Source organism: Ruminiclostridium cellobioparum DSM 1351 = ATCC 15832 (assembly GCF_000621505.1).
GTDB classification, from domain to species: domain Bacteria; phylum Bacillota; class Clostridia; order Acetivibrionales; family DSM-1351; genus Ruminiclostridium; species Ruminiclostridium cellobioparum.
Genome location: NZ_JHYD01000003.1, coordinates 218,196 through 240,828, shown reverse-complemented (window position 1 = coordinate 240,828; position 22,633 = coordinate 218,196). Strand labels below are relative to the sequence as shown.

At 44.5% G+C, this 22,633-nt stretch carries 9 protein-coding genes; 2 read left to right on the top strand and 7 right to left on the bottom strand.

What is annotated here, in order from left to right; all coding sequences use genetic code 11:
- Window positions 1-18: 18 nt before the first annotated feature.
- Genes T344_RS27620 through T344_RS0105015 form a run of 5 tightly spaced genes read right to left on the bottom strand, consistent with a single transcriptional unit; the run spans window position 19 to window position 17,080 of the window.
- Window positions 19-7,275, bottom strand: a complete 7,257-nt coding sequence (locus T344_RS27620) for a type I polyketide synthase (RefSeq protein WP_034860614.1) — start codon at window positions 7,273-7,275, stop codon at window positions 19-21.
- Window positions 7,241-8,446 (bottom strand): MFS transporter, encoded by a 1,206-nt coding sequence (locus tag T344_RS27615; RefSeq protein WP_051571588.1) that lies wholly within the window; start codon window positions 8,444-8,446, stop codon window positions 7,241-7,243. The genes T344_RS27620 and T344_RS27615 overlap by 35 nt, the downstream gene beginning before the upstream one ends.
- A 17-nt stretch (window positions 8,447-8,463) precedes the next feature.
- Window positions 8,464-14,511, bottom strand: coding sequence for a non-ribosomal peptide synthetase (locus T344_RS0105025; RefSeq protein ID WP_242842028.1), 6,048 nt, complete (start codon window positions 14,509-14,511; stop codon window positions 8,464-8,466).
- A 40-nt stretch (window positions 14,512-14,551) separates the two neighbouring features.
- Window positions 14,552-14,983, bottom strand: coding sequence for an FMN-binding protein (locus T344_RS0105020; RefSeq protein WP_027627795.1), 432 nt, complete (start codon window positions 14,981-14,983; stop codon window positions 14,552-14,554).
- A 60-nt stretch (window positions 14,984-15,043) separates the two neighbouring features.
- Window positions 15,044-17,080, bottom strand: coding sequence for a non-ribosomal peptide synthetase (locus tag T344_RS0105015; protein WP_027627794.1), 2,037 nt, complete (start codon window positions 17,078-17,080; stop codon window positions 15,044-15,046).
- Between the two features lie 459 nt (window positions 17,081-17,539).
- Here T344_RS0105015 and rpmB point away from each other — a divergent pair, with 459 nt between their 5' ends.
- Both rpmB and T344_RS0105005 read left to right on the top strand, forming a co-directional pair.
- Entirely contained in the window at window positions 17,540-17,728 is a 189-nt protein-coding gene (gene rpmB, locus T344_RS0105010) for a 50S ribosomal protein L28 (RefSeq protein ID WP_004617754.1), read from the top strand.
- A gap of 379 nt (window positions 17,729-18,107) precedes the next feature.
- Complete coding sequence (locus T344_RS0105005) at window positions 18,108-18,788, top strand: PsbP-related protein (protein WP_027627793.1); 681 nt, start codon at window positions 18,108-18,110, stop codon at window positions 18,786-18,788.
- A 1-nt stretch (window position 18,789) separates the two neighbouring features.
- On the opposite strand, the gene T344_RS0105000 is transcribed toward T344_RS0105005, so the two are convergent.
- Both T344_RS0105000 and T344_RS0104995 read right to left on the bottom strand, forming a co-directional pair.
- A complete protein-coding gene (locus tag T344_RS0105000) occupies window positions 18,790-20,484 on the bottom strand; it encodes a sensor domain-containing diguanylate cyclase (protein ID WP_027627792.1) in 1,695 nt (564 codons plus the stop codon).
- Window positions 20,485-20,526: 42 nt separating this feature from the next.
- On the bottom strand, window positions 20,527-22,614 hold the full coding sequence (locus tag T344_RS0104995) for a cell division protein FtsA (RefSeq protein ID WP_027627791.1): 2,088 nt from the start codon (window positions 22,612-22,614) through the stop codon (window positions 20,527-20,529).
- Window positions 22,615-22,633 lie beyond the last annotated feature (19 nt).

Genomic DNA, 22,633 nt, shown 5'->3' with positions numbered 1-22,633 from the left:
GCACTGTTGCCGGTGTACCTATGGAATACGCAGTAAATCTGCCTTCAGCATTTCCAGACTTCTTTTCCTCTCCTCCGGATCCATAACAGGAAGCTTTTCCATTTTCACCAGCTGCAATACTGATGGGACAGGTTTACTTTCATGCCGGACGGCGGTCTGAACCGGAACAGGCCGGACCACTGTTTCTGCTTCGGCAGTATTAACCAATGAATCATCCTTGAAGGAAACCTTATAGGTTTGATATTCAAATGGATATGTGGGCAGAGGTATCCTTCGGGTATTTTTTCCGTAGAGCCTCCCCGGATTGAATCTGGCTCCGCAGGTATATAAACCTGCCAGAAGCCTATGCACAGGCTCCTCGGATAATGGTTCCGACAGATCTTTGGAAAACATTCCGAAGGCCTTACTATTGTATTGTTTCAGGTCTTCACAGTTTGACTTTATAAAAATCAGAGCATCATCCTTACCTGCCGAGGAATTGATCCATCCTGCGTTGACTTTGAAATTGTAAATCTCCCGGTTTTGCACATACCAGACAAGATTTTCGTTTGAGACCGGACCCTGCTCCGTGATTACCTCACAGTTGCCGAACAAAGCCGCAGTTATTCCTTCCGGCTCCTCAGCAACGGGGTTTATCTCACAAACCATGGCAGCTGCTTGCTTTAGTGAAACAATTCCTGTTAACGCCATTGCTGCAGCAATTCCTGTTCCTCCTGTAAAAATGCCTGACGGTACAACATCAAAATCATGCAGCAGAACACCGGCAGCATAATGGAAGGAAAATAACCTGACCCTGTCATGAACAATCCCATCCCTGGTGTCCGCACATTCAGTGCATATGTCCATGCACCTCCCATAAGCTTCGCCAAATATCCTGTACCGTTTCCCGATTGTGTCAACAAGGCCTTCACTTAATGGCTCTTCATCCTGCATCACAAGATAAACAGGCATTTCTCTGTTGGGGTTGGAACGGCCTTTAAAAATATTGCCTTGCAAATTACCATTTTCAATGGCTTCCAAAGTCTCAAGCAGTTCCTCTTTATTACTGATTGTGGCTGCCAGCTTAAAGGACATTTCCTTTTGCGCATTATTCATGGTATAGCAGACAGAGCCTGCATCCACACCGCTTTGGATCACGTAATCCTTTAATTTGGCGGCAATTATTTTTATCACTTTTTCATTTCTTCCGGTTAGTGTAAGAATATATGGCGTTTTCTCACCAGCTTCCTGCTCCGCTTCTGTTTCCGGTGCCTCCTCCAGGATCACATGAGCGTTGGTCCCTCCAAACCCAAAAGCATTGACACCCGCTCTCCTGGGGAAGTCCCCCGTACTCTCCCATTTCTTCGGTGCCTTGCTGATTACATAAAAGGGAGAGCTTTCAAAGTTGATATTGGGGTTTGGCCGGTCAAAATTCACCGTTTGGGGAAGCATTCTGTTATTAAGGGCCAGAACAACCTTGATCAGGCTGACGATGCCCGCTGCCGACAGCATATGGCCAATGGCTGCTTTGGCTGATCCTATACCGCAAAAAGTTTTTTTATCGGTAAAGGTTCTCATTGCAAGAGTCATTCCCTCAACCTCAATAGGATCTCCCAACGGCGTACCTGTACCATGGGTCTCGATGTACGAAACGGTTTCGGGATTTATTCCGGCCTTCAGGTAAGCGTTTCTAATGGTTTCGGCCTGACCCTGGGGCCTTGGCGCCGTTATTCCCTGTGATCGGCCGTCATTATTAATTGCAGAGCCTTTAATAACCGCATAAATGAAGTCCTTATCCTGTACTGCATTTTTTAAAGGTTTAAGCAGTACAGCCCCCGTCCCTTCGGAAAGTACCAGACCATCCGCCCTGCTATCAAAGGGATAGCAGGCTCCCGTTGGAGATAGCGCCGTCACACGGCTCAAGCAGATGAAGGGAGTGGGATTCAGATTAAGATTAACTCCTCCGGCAATTGCCATATCGGCCTGACCGGAGCGCAAATTTTCACAGGCAAGGTGTACCGCCACAAGAGAGGAGGAGCAGGCTGAATTGACAATCAGGCTGGGTCCGGTCAGGTTCAGGCAGTGGCTGACCCTTGCGGCTATTTCATTAAGACCGTTACCTGCCGCCGCATCGGCAACCATTTTAGCCGGTTCAAGTGTGTTAAGAATACCTGACAATATCTTTTCCTGCTTGTCTTTCTCCAGACTCTTAAAAGCTTCATTCTCGCCCAATTTTCTCTTAATCCGCATATATGAATTGTAGCCTGCAAAATGTTCCATATATGTATTCTGCTCTGTGCCTGCAAATACTCCTATGCGGTTTGTACAGTGTTTTCCCCCGTAACCGGCAGATTGAAGGGCTTCCCATGCCACCATCAAAAAAATACGCTGCTGCGGATCCATTACTTCTGCTTCGTTGGGTGAGATTCCGAAAAACAAGGGGTCAAAATCATAAGGATTACGGATAAAACCACCTTTTTTACTATACATGGTATGAGCAGAGCCGGAATCGGTACTGTAGAATTCTTCCGCATCCCAGCGTTCGGCAGGGATATCCCCTATGACACACTTTCCTTCCTTTATAATATCCCAGTACTCCGTAAGGGTATTGGCACCCGGCACCCGCAAGCTCATGCCGATAATAGCAATATCATCATCTTCCGCTCCATGAGCTGCCTCACCGGCCTGACCGGATTTCGTTTCAGCGGGACTGCCTGATTCTCCGGCCTGTTTCAAGGTATTCTCAATATATCGTATCAATTCCTCGGGAGTCTGGTACTCAAATACCAGAGTAGGATACAGCTCCATGTTCAGCAGGCGGCTTATGTCGCTGATCATCCGGGTTGCACCTATGGAATCCAGTCCGATTTCCATGAAGTTGGCGGATATATCAAGCTGGCCTTCCGGGATATCCAGATAGCCCGCAATCAAATTCAATACCTGGCCCCTTACATTCTTAACAGGCAGGACACTGTCTCCCCTTGAAAAACTTTTGTCAGTTGCCATTTTCTCTATTACCGGCAAGTTTGGGCTTTTTCCGGTAGCCGGGATCAGGTCCAGAATGTGAATAACACTTTCCTGCTTAAACTGAAGGGCCGGAAGAAAGGCAGCAGCTGCTGTTTCGGCTTTCAAGGGATTGAGCCCCTGGGCCTTGACAGCCAAAAGCGTTGCATCCCCGAATTTTTGAACCATGCCCTTCTCAGCCCATAATGAATAGTTTAATGCCACTGTCTTTCCGGGAGCACCAACTGAATTTCTATAATATGCGTAGCCATCTAAGAAAGCGTTGGCAGCTGCATAGTCTCCAAGTCCTGCAGACCACAATTTTCTGGAGGCAGAAACCGAGGACAGCGCTGCAAAAAATTTTAAGGGCTGATCCCTGGTAACCAGATCAGTGATAATTGTTCCCTGAACCTTCGGCTGCAGTACCTTTTTAATTATATCAAGTTCCTTGGACAGAAGCTGGAAGGAGGACGCATCCCATAAACCCGCGGCATGAACCACTCCATTGACAGGTCCCCATTCCCGGTTAACGGTTTGGATCAATTCCTTCATTTGTTCCGGATCATTGACATCAACCGGATAATAGACGGCTTTTGAACCAGCCTGCTCAATGGACTTGAGTACCTCCAGCTTATCTGCAATTGAAGGATCAGCATCCGATGATACAGCCTTTTCTCCCTCAGGCAATGGTTTTCTGCCGGTTAATATCAGATTCAGCTTTGCCTGCCCTGCAAGCACCCTGCAAATTTCACCCGCTACCGGGCCGGTTCCGCCGGTGACCAAATAGGTTTCTCCGTCAATGAATTCCACTTCCTGCTGCTGAATGCTCTCATCCAGCTTTTGAAGTTTACGGACATATCTGCATCCCTTGCGCACAGCTGCCATTGATTCGTCCGGAAACCCGGAGTTTAATTCGCTGACGGCAGCCTCCAGCAGTTCTTTTCCGGAGGGATACTCGGCTCTGTCCAGGTCAAGCACACATAATTCAATTCCGTTATTTTCCTGGTCTGCAGCAAGTCCTAAAGCTGCTGCCATAAACTGATGAGGATTTTGTGAAGTATCTCCTTCCATAACCGGGGACATGCGATTGGTTACAACCATTACCCTTGACTTCCCTGCCCGTTCAGCAAGGGCCTTTCCAAGGTGTATCAGGCTGAAAGCCCCCTGTTCCAGCAGTGTATCGTTTGCCAATATTTCCTGCGGATTGCAGCATTCCTGCTGACAATTCCACAGGTGGAGTACGTTGACCTGCTGTTCCGGAATATTTTCAAGAACTTTCTTAAAGTGGGCTGAATTGCCCGGATTCACGGTGAAAAACCCATCCCCGTCAAAATTATATTCCCTGCCGGAAACAACCTGAAAAATTTTGCTGTAATTCAAATTCTGCCACTCCGAAAGAATATCCTTCAGGTTTCCGTCATGTAATATAATTAAGGAACCGTTCCTGTCAATCTGCTCCTCTATCCGTTCCTCCCTATCCCATGCCCATTGATGGAACAGCTTTTTAAACACGGCTGTGCTGCCCGAGCTGCCAAAATCCGGTTTAAAAGCCCTATGTTTGAATGGATACGTACTCAATGGCAGAACCCGGGGTTTACTATTGTAATCAAGCTTTTTCAAATCCAAATTTAAACCGTTGCCGTACATACTGCCAAGCGTGTTGAGAAGAACGTTAAGCCCTTTCTTTTTCCTGTCCTGTGTCTCCAGTATCAGGATATCCTTCCGGTCCACTGCACCCCGGGCCATACCCGACAATATTTTATCCGGCCCCACCTCTACAAAGCTGTTGACACCCATTTCCCCGGCACGTTTCACACTCTGTTCGAATTTGACCGCGCTGAGGATATGTTTCGTCCAATAGACGGCACCTGGTACTTCGGTCATCACATCACCGGTGACATTTGAAATAATAGGAATGACGGGCCGACAAAATTCAACCTTGTTCAGCGCTTCTTCAAATATCTCCAGCATGGGGTTCATTAACGGGGTATGGAAGGCCTGGGATACCTTGAGCTTTTTGCAGACAATACCGTTTTTTTGAAGCAGGCCGGCAAATTCCTCCAGAGTATGGGAATATCCCGACACAACCTGATGCGTTGCGTTATAGGCCCCGATCCATAATCTGTCCCGGAATGGTGCTATGAGCTCTTCCACCTTGCCGGCAGGAGCAAATACAGCCGCCATTGAGCCCTCCGCCTTTAATTCCTGCATCAGTCTGCCGCGCAGGGCAACCAAACCAGCGGCATCCCTGAGGCTGACGCAACCTGCCAGGCATGCCGCCACCCATTCTCCGAGGCTGTGGCCCATCATATACGCCGGTTGTATACCCAGTGACATTAAGTATTTACCGATTGCATAATCCATTGAAAAAACCACCGGCTGGGTTATCCCGGTTTGCGACAAAACCGGTTCGTCGGCTTTTATACCGAAAATCAGGTCTGTAATGGAATTATCAAGATGGGGTTTAAATGCATCCGAGCATTGGTCCAGAATGTCTCTGAAACCTGGAAGGCACTCATACAGTTCTTTTCCCATGCCGACATACTGAGACCCCTGCCCTGTAAACATGAACGCTGTCCTGATCTGTCTCTTTTCCAAAAAACCTGTGCAGGCAGCATTTTTTAACCTGCCCAGAAGTTCTTCACAGGAGGAGGCTGCAGTGGAATAACGGTATTTTCCGTAATTCTCCCTGTTACTCAAGGTGAAACAAATGTCCTCCAGCCTATACTCAGGGTGGACCTCCATATCTGCTGCCAGGTTTTGAATTTTTGCATACAGTGATTCTTCACTGTGGGAGGAAATGCACAAAATACCATCTGCCGCCGGTACCGTTTCAGGAAGAGAATGATTTGCTGTTTCGGGCGGCTCCTCCAATACCATGTGGCAGTTGGTTCCTCCAAACCCAAAGGAATTAATGGCAGCCGTACGTTTTTTACCCCTGGGTTTTTTCCACTCCCGGGCTTCCCTGAGCATATTAAAAGGTGTCTGTTCAAATTTGATAAGCGGATTTGGTGTGTTTACATTGACCACCGGCGGCTTTATACCATAATTCAATGCCATCAGCACCTTGATAAAGCTGGCGATTCCGGCAGCATTCAATAAATGTCCGATATTGGCTTTTACCGAACCTATAGCAATGGACTGTTTCTGCGGCCCCCAGGTGCCAAAGGCTTTGGCCAGTGCCCGTATTTCACTTGGATCGCCGATAGCCGTGCCGGTACCGTGGGCTTCCACATACTGTATATCGCACGGGTTCATTCCGTATTTTTTATAAAGTGCTTCAATGACCTCCCTTTGTCCGTCGGGGTTTGGGGCCATAACACCGATGGAACGGCCATCGTTATTTATCATGCTGGCCTTGATGACACCCAGAATCCGGTCTCCATCAGCCACCGCTTTATCAAATGCTTTTAGCATGACCATTCCAGCCCCTTCTCCGGGCACGAAACCGTCGGCTCCGGCATCAAAAACACGGCATTCTCCCCTGTTGGAAAGAGCCCCCGCATAACTGAAATACAGATAAGGTGTTGGTGTCAGCAGGAGATTAATACCACCTGCAACAGCCATATCACACTCCCCGCGCTGTATTGCTTCACATGCCAGGTGGATGGTCACAAGCGCCGAGGAACAGGCCGTATCCACTACAATACTGGGCCCTTTGAGATTAAATTCCTGGGATATTCTGGATGCCACCATATTGGGAATATTATCTACCAGAATGTTGGGATGGGGTTCGGTTTTTCCAAATCTGTTCTTCCATTCCTCCATAATTTCAGTTTGCTGTTTATCCGAAAGTGCCGAGAAACTGTTAAATTCCTGAAACTTCTCCATCTGGAGTGTATTGAGGTGAAATTCGTAAAATTGGTTCACACCCGGACTAAGGTACAGGCCTACCAATTTCTTTTCCATTTCGCCTTTGCTGTATCCTGCCCTTTCCACAAGCTCATGAAACAATTCCAGCATGATCCTTTGCTGAGGGTCCATAATGGCCGCTTCCCTGTCGTCAATGTTAAACATTTCGGGTTCAAAGCCGTATACATCCTCAATAAATGCCCCGGTCCTACAACCGGTCTTTCCAAAGACCGGTTCAGGACTGTAATGCTGCTCGATGCTCCACCGGTCTGAAGGAACTTCCTTGAAACTGCACCTTCCATTTACAATATTGTCCCAGAAGGCTTCGGGTGTGTCGGCATCCGGAAATCGGCAGGCTGCCGCTATCACGGCAATTTCCCTGCAAGCCTTTGAAGTCTCCTGACTGTTATTGGTCAAACTTTCTTTTTTTGGTTTTTTCATTTTTCAATTCCCCCTTTGCATACAAGCTGTTGAATTTTTCCTGGAACGTCTTAAAGGTTAAATATATGAGGAAGGCGAAAAAAAGCACAAGGCACATGGTGAAAATATGTTTGTCACCGTAAAGGTATATTAAAAGTGATGTCATAAATGGACCTGCAGCCGACCCGAAACCGTAGGAAAATGTAAAAAACGAGGTAGCCGAAGCCAGATCATTTTCTTTGACCTCCTCAACCGACAGGGCCAGCGACAGCGGATAAAGCGGTCCGATTACAAAACCGGAAAAAAAGGAAAAGAACAGACGGGACTCATAACCCCCGAACAGGACAATCCCAAGGACGGCAAAACAAGACAATGCCATACACCCTGCCAGTATCTTTTTTCTTCCGGCCCGGTCGGACAGCAGGGTAACAGGCAGTATTCCAACCAGGCTGCCCACCACAAAAACCGCAAGGAAAAAACCCATCTTCTTTAAATCGTAATGCTGATTGATCAAAAACATTGGATACATAGTCACCAAGGTAGTTTCGGAGAATCCATAGACAAAGGCACTAAAGAGCGGAAGCTGAATTTTGTGAATGATTCTTTCTTCCAGTGCTACCGGAATTGTTACGACATACTTTACAAAAAAGTATACCAATGCCGCATCTATCACAAGGCAAGCTGTTCCGACGAGGAATGCCGCCCAGGAAACCGCTTCATAAATAGCCGGTCCGATTACAGAGCTGACGATAAAACCCACTGCAAAAAAAAAGCTGTATAAGCCGCTGACAACTCCACGGTTGTTTTTATTTGATACACTGTGCAGGATTGCCTGCACACCTGTCATATTAAAGCTGATTCCAATCCCCATTAAAGCCATAAGTAACAGCCAAAGGATAATATTATTCAACACAGGAAACAGTGCCGCACATACCGCCGCAGTAATTAATCCGGCTATCATGAGGCTCTTTACATTTTTCCCTTTTAATTTAAGTACCGACAGTATGGCTCCTATGGAAAGGAACACAAAATAGGCCGAAGATATAACTCCAATCCAGACACTTGATGTATTGCAGGTTGTCATATGGGTTGTTGCAATGGGGTTGATGATCCCCATTGCACAACCGATCAAAAGTGCCAGAATAAAGTACAATGCCATAACATGTTTTGATTTCAAGTTATCCTGATTCATTTTATTCTCCGCAAATTTTATAGTATAGATTTCAGAAGTCCTGCATGTTGAGCTCCGAACCAGTTCATATCCTGGTTTCCGTAAACCTTCAGTGCCTCACCGGTGATGCTGTTGGATTTCTGAGATGCAAGGAACACCGCAACCTCCGCAACCTGAGAGGGATCTATTGCTCTTGACCTGAAAGCGGCAGGTGCCATATCGGTATTGACCATGGCAGGGCAGATCACATTGACCTGTATATTGTAATTCTTCAACTCTTCGGAAAGCGACCTGGTAATGCCCAGAATTCCATGTTTTGATGCGGCATAGGCACTCATAAGAGGATAGCCGATGAAGGAGGAATCGGAGCCGATGTTGATGATTTTTCCCGATTTCTGCCTTATCATATGTGGAATAACTGAATAACACAAATTATAGGTTCCGAAAAGATTGACCTCCACTATTTTCTTCCATTCCTCCGGAGGAGTAGTCAGTACAGGCATCATTTTTGTAATTCCGGCATTATTCACCAGAATATCGATTTTGCCATACCTCTGAATAACTTCCTTTATCAGGCCCTTAACAGCAAGTTCATCGGTGATGTCACCGGGAAGTGCCAATACATCTCCGCCCGAATTCCGGATCTGGGCCATGGTCTCTTCCAGCTGGCTTACCGTTTTGGCCATGATGGCAACACTGGCACCCTCCTTTGCCAGGGATAGTGATATTGCTCTTCCGATTCCTCTTCCACCGCCTGTGACAAGGGCTACCTTCCGGTCCAGCGCGCCGGCCTGCCTGTGGAGATGTACAGCCGGAGCACCGGCCTGCCTCCTTCCAGAGGAGGCAATCAATTCTTTCAGAGCATCCATATATTGTGTGCCCAGAGCGGTAACCGTTTCGGCCCTGAACATGTTGCCGGAATACTCTATGGAAAGCTTCAGTTTCTTTTCCTCCACTCTGAAGAAGAATTCCAGTATTGAGATTCTCTTTTGATCCGGTGATGAATACCTCCGGTCCATATCCTCTTTTGGGAATTCAAAGGTCTGATGGGCCATTGTATCGGTAATTCCGAGATAATTAGCCCTGATGCCGGCAAGTTTTATATCGGGGTACAGATACATGGGGAACATCTCGGCACAAAGATCATAGCTGATCCCGTTCAAGGGTACCCTAGACATCTCACGCTGAAATTGTTCCACAGCTTCGGCCCAGCCGGCTTCAGGATCAACCTGCACGGCGAGCGGATAATTAACTGCGAAATTTCCGGCAGTATGCAGAAATGTTCTCCCGTTTCCAATATCTCTTCCATGTACCCTGTGGCCCACCACCACCTTTTCCCTTCCGGTTTTTCGGGCCAGCATCCTGTATAACGGAGCCATCAGCAAGGAATATACACCGGCATTCATTTCTTTTTTTAACTTTCCTGTCAGCAGTGCCGTACTTTCCTTATCCAATTCGAAATGCACCATCTGCGCAGAGCCTTCATTATTCGGTCCTTTGGTGAAATCTGCCGGCAGCAGAAATGCCGAATCAGGACTTGGGAACTTTTCTCTCCAATATTCCAGATAGCTTTCCATGTTTTCCGACTTTGCAGACTCTGTCAATTGGATGTAATCCGTATATTGATCCAGGTTATGAATATCTGATAAATTGGGATTTGAGAGCAATTGACTGTATATTCTCCAGATTTCTCTGAATAGAAGATGGTTGGTCAGCATATCGGAAATCAAATGATGCCCTACTACTGCAATATCATAAAGCGAATCGGACACCCGTAGAATTATTACCTTGAGCAGAGGCCACTGTTCTACACTGAAACCCGAGACCGTCTCCCTGACCAAATTCCGCATAGCCTCCTCCCGCTCAACCGGTTCCATTGAACCGGCGTCATATACAGCTGCTGTCAAAATTTCTCTATGAGTGATGATTTTCTGATACCATCTGGAGTTTTCCTGAACAAATATGCATTGCAGAGAAGTATGCCGGTTTACCAGCTCGTTGAGCGCACGATTAAAAAGTTCCAGGTCTAAAGGCATTTTGTATAAAAACCGTGTGTATCCGGTCCAACTGTATGGATAGTCAAAATAAGTCATCAGCCAGCTTTGTGCCGGTGTCAGGGCAAGAAGTCCCCCAGGCCCGGCATCCTGCCTGGTTTGGATATTTGAGGACTCTGCCGCCGGAACAGCGAGGCCCGCAGAGTCAAACCTGCTGGCTTTATCCGCAGAAAGTGCCTTTCTGTCCAATTTCCCGTTTGGATTTTTCGGCAGGCACTCCAGCCATTGAAACCTGTGGGGAATCATGTATTCGGGAAGCTTTCGGGAGATACTCTCCTTCACTTTCCTATCCTCCAACCGTATTCCTGCCAACCAGGCAACAAGGAATTTCCGACCTGAGCCTTCCGGTTCTTCCATCATGGTCACCGCTGCCTCACTAATCCCGGGAACAGTTGATAATACCGCCTCGATTTCACCCAATTCGATACGGAAACCGCGAATTTTAACCTGATGATCAGCCCGTCCATGGAATTCATAGCTTCCGTCAGGTTTTCTCACAGTTAGATCTCCGGTTTTGTAGAGAAATTCACCGGGAATTTCAGGGAATGGATTTTGTTTAAAAACTTCGGCGGTTTTTTCAGGATTATGTAAATACCCCTTTGCCAGCTGTATACCTCCTATCCAGAGTTCACCCAGCTCTCCTTCGGGAAGCTCCCGCATATTATGGTCAAGATTCCGGATATATACATTGTCGATAGGTTTGCCTATCGGTATGCTGGTTTCTCCGTCCAGGCCGGGACGCTTATCGATGATGTGACAGGTCACGTCTATTGAGGCTTCTGTAGGACCATACAGGTTCGCCAGCCCGGTTGACGTACCGTACCTGTCCATCCATTTCTGTATCAGGGACATAGGTAATGCTTCCCCGCTGAATATCAGCCATCTTAATTTTTTAAAGGTATATTGATCATCTTCCAGTGCATTGACAAATTCTCCGAATAGTGAGGGTACAAAATGCATAATGCTGATTTCGTTATCTTCCATCCATTGTGCCAGTTTCCAGGGATTCCGGACGATATCCTTCCTGACGGGGCAAACTGCCGCACCGTACATAAGCGGCCAGAATAGCTCCCACACCGAGATATCAAAACAGCAGGAAGTCCTTTGGGCCACACATTCTCCCGGTTTCACCCGGAAGGTCTTCTGATGCCAGACCAAACGATTCATATAACCCCGGTGGTTTAACATTACCCCTTTGGGTTTACCGGTGGAACCGGAAGTATACAACACTGTCATCAAATCGTCCGGGCTGCTTTCATACACCGGTTCGGCAGCAGGGAAGGCCATCCATTCCCTGCGCGTTATCCTGCGGATCTGCCCGCTGGAAACCTCTTCAGCTCCTTCATCCATGCAAACCACTGTCCTGAGATGGGCAAACCTGTCAAGCAACACAGCCAGCTGTGTATTTAACTCCTGTTCAGTCACCAGCACCTCCATTTTGGAATGGTTGATGATATACTCTATACGCTCTGCAGGGTAAACAGGATCAACAGGTATATATGCTGCTCCCGCTTTCAAAATACCCAGCATCCCCATCAGCATGAAAGGACCCGGCAAGGTCAGAATACCGACAAAGCTGCCAGCCCTGATTCCCCGGGATCGCAGACAGTTTGCCAGCTTATTGGAGCTGTCATGCAGTTCACGGTATGTTAATTTCTGATTTCCGAACTTGATTGCAACTGCTTCAGGTGTTTTTTTGCATTGCTCCACAATTTGTAAATACGGAATCTCAGCTTGAATTATATTTATGTTATCCGGACCATTTCCTGCCGTATTAACGATTTCTGAAAGTGTCCGGCATGTGAATATGGCATTTTTGTCCAATCCCGGTATCTGCCTGGACAATCCGGCAATGAAACGTATCCTTTGCAGTGAATCCATTCCCAATTCTCCGTCCAGGTCCCTGCTAAAATCCTGCTGCGATATGTTGCGCAGGCAAACCTCTTCAAACAGCTGCTTTATTTTATCACTATAGGAAGGGGCTAACGTCAATACCGTTTCATTTGATTTTGTATCAGCCTGCTCTGATAATCCTGCCAGTTCCCTGATATTTTTGATGTATTCCTGCATAAATTCATCTATAAAGGAGCGGTCAAAGAAACCGCTGTCATAATTTGATGTGATCAAAAGCCTCCCGTGAAAGAGCTCCACAAGATTGTCAATGGTTCCCGGATTGGTGCAGGTGTATGCTTCATAATCGCAGACCTTCAGTTCGTCATACTGCTCCTTCAAGCCGGTATTACCGACATAGGAAAGGTACAGGTTGGATTTAATAGTCTGCCTGATAAATGCCGCAACCGACGGACTCATTTTCCCATTTTCCAATGTCTCCTGGGTCACGGCATTCCGGGCTGCCGAAAAAACCTGTGCCCGGTCCAAGCCGGAGGTTATAGCCCCTCTGATGTGTTCACCGACATGTTCCACCAGGGTTTCCCATGGCCCGGCTGCCAACGAAATATCAAAGCTTAGGGCCATATTTTGTGCAAAGCAGCCCAGAACTCCGGTGGCATCGGCATCAGGATAGACCTTGCCCCCGGTAGGCAGATTCAGGATAATGCTTTTCCCGGACTTTTCATACCCGGCAATGGTTTTGACATAGGCACTGACCAGCAAAACAAACAACGATGTCTTAAAAATTGCAGTGCAATGTGTGAGCCTGCTTGTTGTCCCGGCATCCAGCCAATACTTGGAAGTCTTTGTGATTACGGCATTGAAAGGTTCTGTTGAAAGTTTTTTGCTGAGAGGATTAAAAAAGTACCTGCTCTTCCCCTGACTTTTCAGATACTTTTCCATTTGGCTTAACTCTTCGGGAGAATTCCAACGGTTCATCCGGTCTACCAGTTGGTTGTATTGTTGAGGCAAAAAACCACCGTATTTGAGCTCCTCCCCACGGAGTTTCTTTCCGTAAGCCTCCAGAAGCTCCCGCAGGAACTGCTGGTTTCCCAGTCCATCGGTCACCGTATGATTAAAAAAGCATAGTATCCCGAAACATTCTTCATCAAAAAGGACAATCTCCATGCGGTGCAGGGGCCAGGTAAAGAGATCAAATTTGCCATTAATGCCTTTCTCCAGCCGTTCGATGACAAAGAACTCTTTTTCTTCAGCATTTATATTCCTTATATCATAAACGGGAATTTCAGGAAGTGTAATGTGTGAGAGCATTCTGAGCCTGTAATGTCCAAAATGCCTTGCTGAGGCTTCGGTTTCGAAAACCGAGCGTAAAATCGGATGGCTCATGATTACCGATTCCCATGCATCCTCCAGTACCTGAAGGTTGAATTCACCCTGAATCTTTACACAGGAATCGATAGTTATGTTGGAAACGGACCAGTAAGCTGCCAGAAAAGGATATTGTGCATGCAGGATTTCCAGATACTCGGGCTGGAAATCCTTTTCTTTTTCAGCCGTCCCGCCGTTATTTAAAGAAATTGTTGACTGCTCAAGCCCCCATTTACCAAAAATTTCAAGAACATCCCCGACAGTTTGAACCGACATCAACCCGGATATGGGATGAAGGGAAGTAAATTCCTCCCGTTTATCTGCCGGAACCAGCTTCATCAGCTCATTCATCAGGGACACCATCTTAATGGAGTCAATTCCCAGATCCCCTTCCAGGAACAAGTCGTCTTCCAGTTGGTTTTCCTTGTGACCTGTAATTGCTGCAATACTGCCCAAAACCATCGACCTGATACCCTCAGCCGAAAAAGGGGTACTGTCTTCCTGTTCCATCTGCTTTTGCTGCTGCGTTTCTTTACCGTCGAACAAACCCATAAGATCGCCGATGGTTTCCAGCGACATCAAATCGGAAGCAGGATGCTTCTGTTGAAAAGCTTCCCTCTCCTCAGAAGGTACCAACCGGATCAGTTCATTCATAAGGGATACCATTTTAATGGAATCCATCCCCAAATCTCCTTCCAGGTATAAATCTTCCTCCAGGTCCTCCACTGCATGCCCTGTCACATTGGATACCACCTGCAGTAAAGCTTTGTGCAGCTGGTCATTATTAACAAGTATATCTTTCAAAATTTTCACCCCCGGTATTGTTAATTAAATAAATCAATCAATTAAGTATTTATTGGTTGTCTTTTTGCGATTCCAATGCATTTTCCACGGCTTTCAGAATAACTTTCGAGCTATTGGTGGCCCCGGATATGACATCCACCGTTACTGACTGCTCTAAAATGATTTTATCCACGATTGCCTCTGCTTTGGCACCTCTTTCATTTTTATGTTTGACCAGGTCAATGCTTTCAATGGTATGATTTTTCACCTGCACTACTACTTCCGCTCCTACAAAGATGGCGTCGAAAGAACCCCTGTAGCTGCCGTCTCTGACATTTGATAAATCTACCCGGGAAATAACAATTCCTTCAATCCTTTTTTTGTATTCCTGGAGCTGCATATAATATCTCAGCCCGAAAAATATCCCCCCCGCCACAGCAAGCGCCAGAACACCTATTATTGCTCTTTTAATTACTTTACCTGTTTCTGCTTTTTTTAACACTTTACCACATCCTTTTTATATATTATTGATACATGCATAACTCCCTTCAAACAAATGTCCCTACCCTGCCCGCTTAATCCGGATGTATTCATCCATATCCTCAATGGTTCTGCACTGGATTAAAATATCGTGGGAAAATTCCATTTCAAGCCGCTCTTCCAAAAGCACCAGCATTTGAAATGCTTTTACGGAGGTTCCCCCTATGGAGGTAAAAGCAGCGGTATCGGTAATTTCTCGGGCAGGCTTTTCCAGGATCTCGGCCCATATTTTGCGGATAACCTCCCGGTTGGAGGTAGGATTTACCGAGATTGCATCATTTCCGGAAGAAGCGGCGGCTTTAATAGCCAAACTACTGTCTGAAAGAGGGTATAGAGTCGAGTCCGAATACTTTCCTTCCAGAAATTCCTCAATCATTTTGAACCTCTGGATTTTCCCACTGGTGGTTTTAGGAATTGAAGACAAAGGTACAACGCAATCTATCACAATACCTGTCTCTTCGTTAATAAATTGGAGAATCCGGCGATAGTACTCCATTATATCCCCCTCAATCCGTTTTAAACTGGAGAAAAGCACCACCTTTTCCATGCCGTCCCTGTGGTCATGCATTCCACATACGGCCACTCTGCCGCCCTCGGTTTTCTGGAAGACTTCCAGTTTGTTTTCTATATCATGGGCATAATAATTCTGTCCATTAACAAATATCACGTCCTTGATTCTTCCTGTCACCACAAGCCTGCCCTTTGACATATATCCCAGGTCTCCCGTTTTCAGCCAGCCTTCCTGGAAGGATCTCAGGTTCTGAGCAGGATTGTTGTAATACCCGGAAGTGACGTTAGGTCCCTTGATCTGAATCTCTCCGATAGAGTTTTCAGCCACTGCCCGGCCCATTTCATCCATAACTCTGATTTCCACTCCCGGAACCGGATAGCCCTCATCGGCAAATAAAATAGTCCGGGAAGCTTCCCGGCTCTCATAGACCTTCATTTCACCGGCCAGCAGATACCTGTCCACCCTGTGAATGACAGGTATCTCATCCAATGGCGGAAAACTGACCGCAAGACAAGCTTCTGCCATTCCATAGACCGGCTGGATAGCGGTTTCAGACAACTTGTACCGGGCCAGCTTCTGAGTAACCTCTTGCATCAGTTCCACCGAAATTGGCTCAGCTCCGTTAAAAATAACTCTTACCGAGCTCAAGTCCCAATTGTACAGTTTTTCCTGCAACTGCCTTAGAACTAGTCTGTACCCGAAATTAGGAGAACCCGAAAGGGTAATCCTGTACTTATCCATTAAGTCCAGCCACAAACACGGCTTTTTTATAAAACGCACAGGGGACATAACGTAAAAATTCAAACCGACCGCAACAGAAGTCAATAGAAATCCGATGAGTCCCATGTCATGATGGAAAGGCATCCATGAAAGCATATTGTCATCCTTTGTAACTCGGGCTGCTCTGATAATAGCCTCCAGATTTGCCAGCAGGTTTTCATGAGTCAGCATGACACCCTTCGGCGTACTTGTACTTCCGGAGCTGTACTGGACAATGGCAAGTGATTCCGGCCCGGATAGGTCCATGGTTCCGTTTTTACTTATATCCAAATTTGAGAAATCAACCATTTCCAGACCGTTCTCTTCATACAGTTCTTCTATTTCCCTCTGTTTTCCGGCAAGATAGTCGCCGGTGAGAATAACAGGTTTGTTCATGAATCTCCAGACCGCCAGGATTTTATCCAGCGGTGTGTTTTTTGCTTTGACGGAGGCCGGTGTGGCCAATGGGGCAGGAACATATCCGCCCAGAACACAGGCCCAGAAGTGTAAAATAAAATCGGCACTGTCATTGAGAACCAAAAGGATGACCGCCCCTTTGGCAACTCCCAGTTTTTGCAGCCCTCCCAGCCGTTTTAAAGCCTCTTCAAGGAGGACAGGGTAGGAAAGATACTCCTCAATTCCATTGTCCCTGATAACTGTAATCCCTTTATCGCAGGATTTTACAGCAGCTTCTATCAGCAAACCTGCGATGTTCCTTCTGGATTGATACTCTCCTGTAATGGCTGCGCCTCTTGCCACTGATCGGTTGTATTCATACATTGTTTTCATGCTCGTTCCTCCTGGAAATAAAACTTAAAAATTAGGAAATATTTAATCGAGTATAATTTTTCAATTTAAGGTAAAGTATAAACATTGGATATTCGGAAAGTGTTATTGTATTGTAAATTTTCCGTTATTTTACATATAAAACATTTATAAGTCATTCTCCTTACATTTTTCTATTAAATTATTATCAAATATTCCTTATTTTTGGTATTTAGAGTATAAATTACCATTTATTGTAACACATGTTTTGATTGAAAGAAAGTAAAATAAGCAAACAATTTTACAAGTTTTGCCTGAACCCCTTTATTTTACAGCCTGGGAATAATTCACGGACCTAATATTTTAAGAGAATTTTTGCATGAAAGGCTTGTTTATTGGCTATTGTTGTGTTAAAATAATTATTGCTTTGATGCCGATTTATGAGAAAGAAAAATTCTCCAATAATTAAAGGAGGTGTTATATATGGCAAAGTGTGAAGTATGCAGTAAAGCAACTACTTTTGGAAACAATAGAAGCCATGCGTTAAATGCTACTAGCCGTACATGGAAACCTAATGTAAGAAAAATAAAGATAATTGATAATGGCACACCAAAATCAATTAACATATGCACAAGGTGTCTTCGTTCAAACAAAGTTACCAGAGCTATCTAATTTTATTACGTTAAATATTTCATAAAAAAATAAAAAAGCGTCCTTACGCTTTTTTATTTTTTTATAATGAGGATTTTATTTTTTGTTGCTTAAAAATCTCATCTATAAGATGAATGACAGCCCATCATTCCATCATAAGTAATTAACCTATCCTGAATACCTTTTTTAATATGTTTCCGAAAAATTTAGGCATCTTGACAACTACTATTTTCATTCCAATTACACTCCCCCCAATATGGCTCCTCACTATCTATCATATTCCCGCATTTTTGTTTTCGTGAATATTATTGGAAAAATCTTTTGATTTTTACTGTCTAATTTTAATACAAGCTGAATAAATATATAGTACAAGTATTGATTTTTATAGCGGAGTGATCTTATGAATATAATCATTATTTCAAATTATAAACGAAAATTACTGATAATTTTCACTGTTGTTACATTATGGATTCTTTTTATAATTGCGGCAGGACATCTGTATTACAGTAAGGTTCAATACACCTTATACATTAACAGTAATGTTTCTCTTTCCTACCCTTCAACCATCAGCATCAAAAATGTATACTCCAAGTACAGTGACTCTGCTCCATATATACAGGCCAGCAATACCAACTACAAAAACTTTATTGAGTTTAAATCCCAGGAGGAAGGTTTTGAATTCAGCTACCCGTCCATATTCAAACTGAATCAGCAAAACTTCCCCGGAAGTGAAATTTTATACCATATTGATTTTCAAAACAAGGAAGACCGGAAATTTTATGGCTTTGTTCAGGTCTGGAATATGCCCCAGACACTTGAACAATTCCTTGAAGCCTCAAAAGAAGCGGCCACGACCGAGTTTATAAACTTTACCTCTAAGAAGGTCAAAGTAAATGGATTAAACGGTTACTTCTGGGAATATACCGTAGACAGTGCAGATGAAAAATACAAGGCCCTTGAGGTCTTTCTCGCAAAGGGCTCCAGGTTCTACAGGATCAGTTATTATATGCCTGAAAAGGATTATGGAAAAAATGATTATGATATGTTCTGGAGGATGGTTGAATCATTTAAAATCGGATAGGTTAATTTCTGCCTTTATAAACAGGTGCGGCTACTTTGAAACAGTTTCTCCCGCACTCCTTGGCTTTGTACAGTGCATTGTCGGCATCCCGTATGAGTTCCACCTGGTTCACCGAAATATCAGGGAAGCATGAAATGCCAAAGCTTGCTGTTACAGATACTGCAATGAGATTGTCCTTGATAATGTTGTTTTCAATTTTCAAACGCAGGTCTTCAACCTTTTCAATACCTTCCTCAATGGAAGTCCGGGGCAGCAATATGACGAATTCTTCCCCCCCAAATCTCGCTATTGTATCTGTGGACCTGAGATTATTTTTGACGGTCTGGGCTACACTCTTTAAGACCACATCACCAAACAGATGTCCGTATGTATCATTGAATTTCTTGAATTTATCAATATCCAGTATAACCAGTGTCAAATCATAACCAAGTGTCCTGGCTGCATTGAACTCCTCCTCGAATTTCTGGTGGAAATAAACCCTGTTGTGTACGCCTGTAAGGCCGTCTATGGTAGCCAAATCCTGCAAATTGGCATATAGCTCGGCATTTTCTATAGCCATACTTACCTGTTTGCCGATAGTTGTCAGAAGCCGGAGATTATCCTCATCAAAGGTATTGATATTCTTATGTTCGATTAAGGTCAGTCCAAATTTTCTGGACTTCGAACTCAACGGCAGACATATGAAGGAACCGATTTTACGGGTTCTGATAAAATCAAATTTCTCAGGTATTACCGAGTTTTCCATGACAGGTTTCCCATTTTCCAATATATCAAGCAGCAGCTTACAGTTTATATTATCGTTTAAGACTGCCAGATCCTCTTTATTCCGAATATTGGTAAACTGGACCTTAAGTCTGTTTTTTCTGTGATCCAGCAGAACTATCGTTGAGTAATTAACCCCCATGACACCGATTATTACGTCATTGACAAAGTTTAGAAGATCGTTTATATCCAGAATGGAACCTATTGCCTCACTGATCTGCTGAAGAGTATAGAATTCCGCAATGCTTGAAGTAAGCCTCCGGTTGGTATCCTCAAGCTTATGATTGGTTTCCATGAGCCTATGATATTGACTTTTGATCTCGTCCTGTGCAACTTCAAGCTGTTCATATTTTTCGCCCAATTCAATAACCAGCCTGGCATTTTCCATCTCATTGCGGATACTGCTGTTATATACCGCCGAACTCATCCTGAGCATTACCGCAAGTATGAAATACAGACAGGTTATTTTGAACAGATCATAAGTAAACAATCTGTAATCAGGGATGGAGCTCTTCAGCCAAATGAAATCGGTAATAAGATACGCAAATTTTAAGACCGCACTGAAGGCTAAAAGTGTGTAACCGGCCTTGATACCCCTATGGAGTGTCAAAAATATAAGAGGGATCAACAATATTGCAGCTTCAATTCCCTCATAAAAATTTATTGTTACAATATTCAAAATTACAGCTTCTGTATATCTGAAAATCATAAACAACTTTTCCGAATACAAATTTGAACTGTTTATAATGGTTGTCTTTATAACATTGAATAAAAATAAAATTATTATGGAAATATTCAGCATCAAACCTTGTTTGATCAATATGATAGATCCGATATTAAAAATATCCCTGAGGACATAACCTGTTATAAGCAATATAATAAATACCCAACCAAGGTTAACTAAAACCTTTTCAAATTTGTGTATCTTATTCATAGTTCCTCCATGAGCTACACGGCAGTCATTTATTTCAGAATGCTAAATCTTAAATTTCTCCCAGAATATTTCGATTACGTCGCCCGGCACTATGCTGTCAGTAAAATTCGCTACTTTTCCGTTAAGTTTTAATATTATATTTCCTTTCGGAGAAGTCAGGTCAAAATCTATGTAACTGAAGACATCCACAAAAATGTATTGCTTCCCCTCATTCAACTTGACTTTTTCACCATTAACAGTTATGACAAAACCTTCGTCCTTCAGATCATTTTCTATTGCTTTCCCGGCCAAAGCCAGGCTCTCTTCAGCTGAATCCGGCAGCTTTTGGGTTTCCTTTTCAATGCCGGTACAGGATATGCTGTCATTTTCGGCCAGGCAATAATCCATTTCTTTCTGTTCACCGTTCACAGTCAGAACATTATTTGCCGGATCCAGATTAAATTCTGCTGCAAACTGTCCCAGGGTCACAATCTCTTTAACCGTCACATCATCCCCGTCATTTATGTCGGTATGCGGATTCCTGTTTTCCCCATTGACCGCTGCCCGCGGTACCAGCTTCAGAGTATCATTATTAAGACTTACTTTAAGTCCATTGGGGTTAATAATATATTCCCTGAGCTGTTTGACGGCATCTCTTCCGTTTACGGCAGCTTTGACCGTAATATTGTCACCCACGTTAATAATGGTATCAAGGCTTGCAGGAGCTTCATTCACCAGGATCTCGGCTGCCTCACCATGCTCTCCCTTAATAAGCACAGGCTTTCCGTTATAATTGAATTTTAAGGATTTACCCGTTCTCCCTATGAGTTTGTTGGGATTGAAACCCACCAGTATCAAAGCATCTGCAACTGTAAGCTTCTTGGAGTTCAAAAGCTGTATCTTTTCCCCATTTACACTGACTGATAAAAAATCCTGTCCTTTTGTAGAATGAGCCATCATTGCAATTCCAAAGGGTGTTATTGACTCCGGTCCCGACAGTTTCCTCAGTTTGGTTTTTATATTATGTATAACATCCCTGCCCCTCACAGCCACTCTGTCACTATTAATTCCAAGCCTCCCGGCAATTTTGCTTGTAAGACCGGGAATCTGGCTTCCTCCGCCTATGAGGAATACGGCATTTGGTGCCTTCTGATTAAATTCAAGTATTTTATCCGCAATACTGTTTGCAAGAACTTCTATTGCAGGCTGAAGTGCCTCCAAAGCCTGCGCGTTGTCAACTTCCCTTTTATTGCCTAATATGTCGGTGTATTTAATGGATTCAACCCCTGATGTTATTGATATCTTTATTTTCTCGGCAGCATTAAAATCTACAAGGAATTCCTGTGCGATTTTTTCAGTGATTTCATCACCGGCAATGGGCACCATACCATATGCAACAACCGAACCATCCTTTGTAATTGCAATATCCGAAGTTCCTGCCCCGATATCCACCAGTACCAGATTAAGGAGTCTCAGATCCTTGGGTATTGTCACACTGATCGCCGCAATAGGTTCCAGTGTAAGACCGGCAACTTTAAGCCCCACCTTCTCCATAACGGTATAAAGGCTGTCCACTACCACATGGGGTAAAAAGGTAGCCAGGACCTCGACCCCTATTTTTTTCCCTTTATGCCCTATAAGTGATGAGATGGTATAACCGTTAAGAAAGTAATTGACAACACTGTAGCCCACGCAGTAAAAAGGGACTTTCTCTTCTGCCGATAGCTCATTGTCAAGCTGTATCTGGGCATTTTGGATGGCATCCACCTCCATACTTCCTACAATGTCGGGTGTTATTTCCCTGCCCTGTTCAATTTCGTATTCCAATTTAGTCTGGCTGGTTTTTAAAACCCTTCCCGCCGCTGCAATGGCAACCTTTGTCAATTTCAGCCCCAGAGCTGTCTCAAGTCTTTCCTTAACTTCACTTACAACCTCCGCAACCTTATTTATATCATGTATCTGGCCGTCAAGCATGGCCCGGCTTCGGTGTTCATATACCTCGGCCGCTATAACCTTAAAATATTTATTTTCATAAAACCCGACAATGCCTACTACTGTTCTTGTTCCGATATCCAGGGCAAAAATAAGATCTTCCTGGCTATAATTTTCTTTTATTTCAACTTTTTTAGCTGTCTTTGGTTTATTTGGCATGTAATATCCCCACTTTGAT

What these genes read in the sequence shown, in the direction of transcription:
- T344_RS0105005 (WP_027627793.1), top strand. Translation starts at nt 18,108, where the DNA reads ATGAATATAATCATTATTTCAAATTATAAACGAAAATTACTGATAATT.
- T344_RS0104995 (WP_027627791.1), bottom strand. Translation starts at nt 22,614, where the DNA reads ATGCCAAATAAACCAAAGACAGCTAAAAAAGTTGAAATAAAAGAAAAT.
- T344_RS27615 (WP_051571588.1), bottom strand. Translation starts at nt 8,446, where the DNA reads ATGAATCAGGATAACTTGAAATCAAAACATGTTATGGCATTGTACTTT.
- rpmB (WP_004617754.1), top strand. Translation starts at nt 17,540, where the DNA reads ATGGCAAAGTGTGAAGTATGCAGTAAAGCAACTACTTTTGGAAACAAT.
- T344_RS27620 (WP_034860614.1), bottom strand. Translation starts at nt 7,275, where the DNA reads ATGAAAAAACCAAAAAAAGAAAGTTTGACCAATAACAGTCAGGAGACT.
- T344_RS0105000 (WP_027627792.1), bottom strand. Translation starts at nt 20,484, where the DNA reads ATGAATAAGATACACAAATTTGAAAAGGTTTTAGTTAACCTTGGTTGG.
- T344_RS0105015 (WP_027627794.1), bottom strand. Translation starts at nt 17,080, where the DNA reads ATGAAAACAATGTATGAATACAACCGATCAGTGGCAAGAGGCGCAGCC.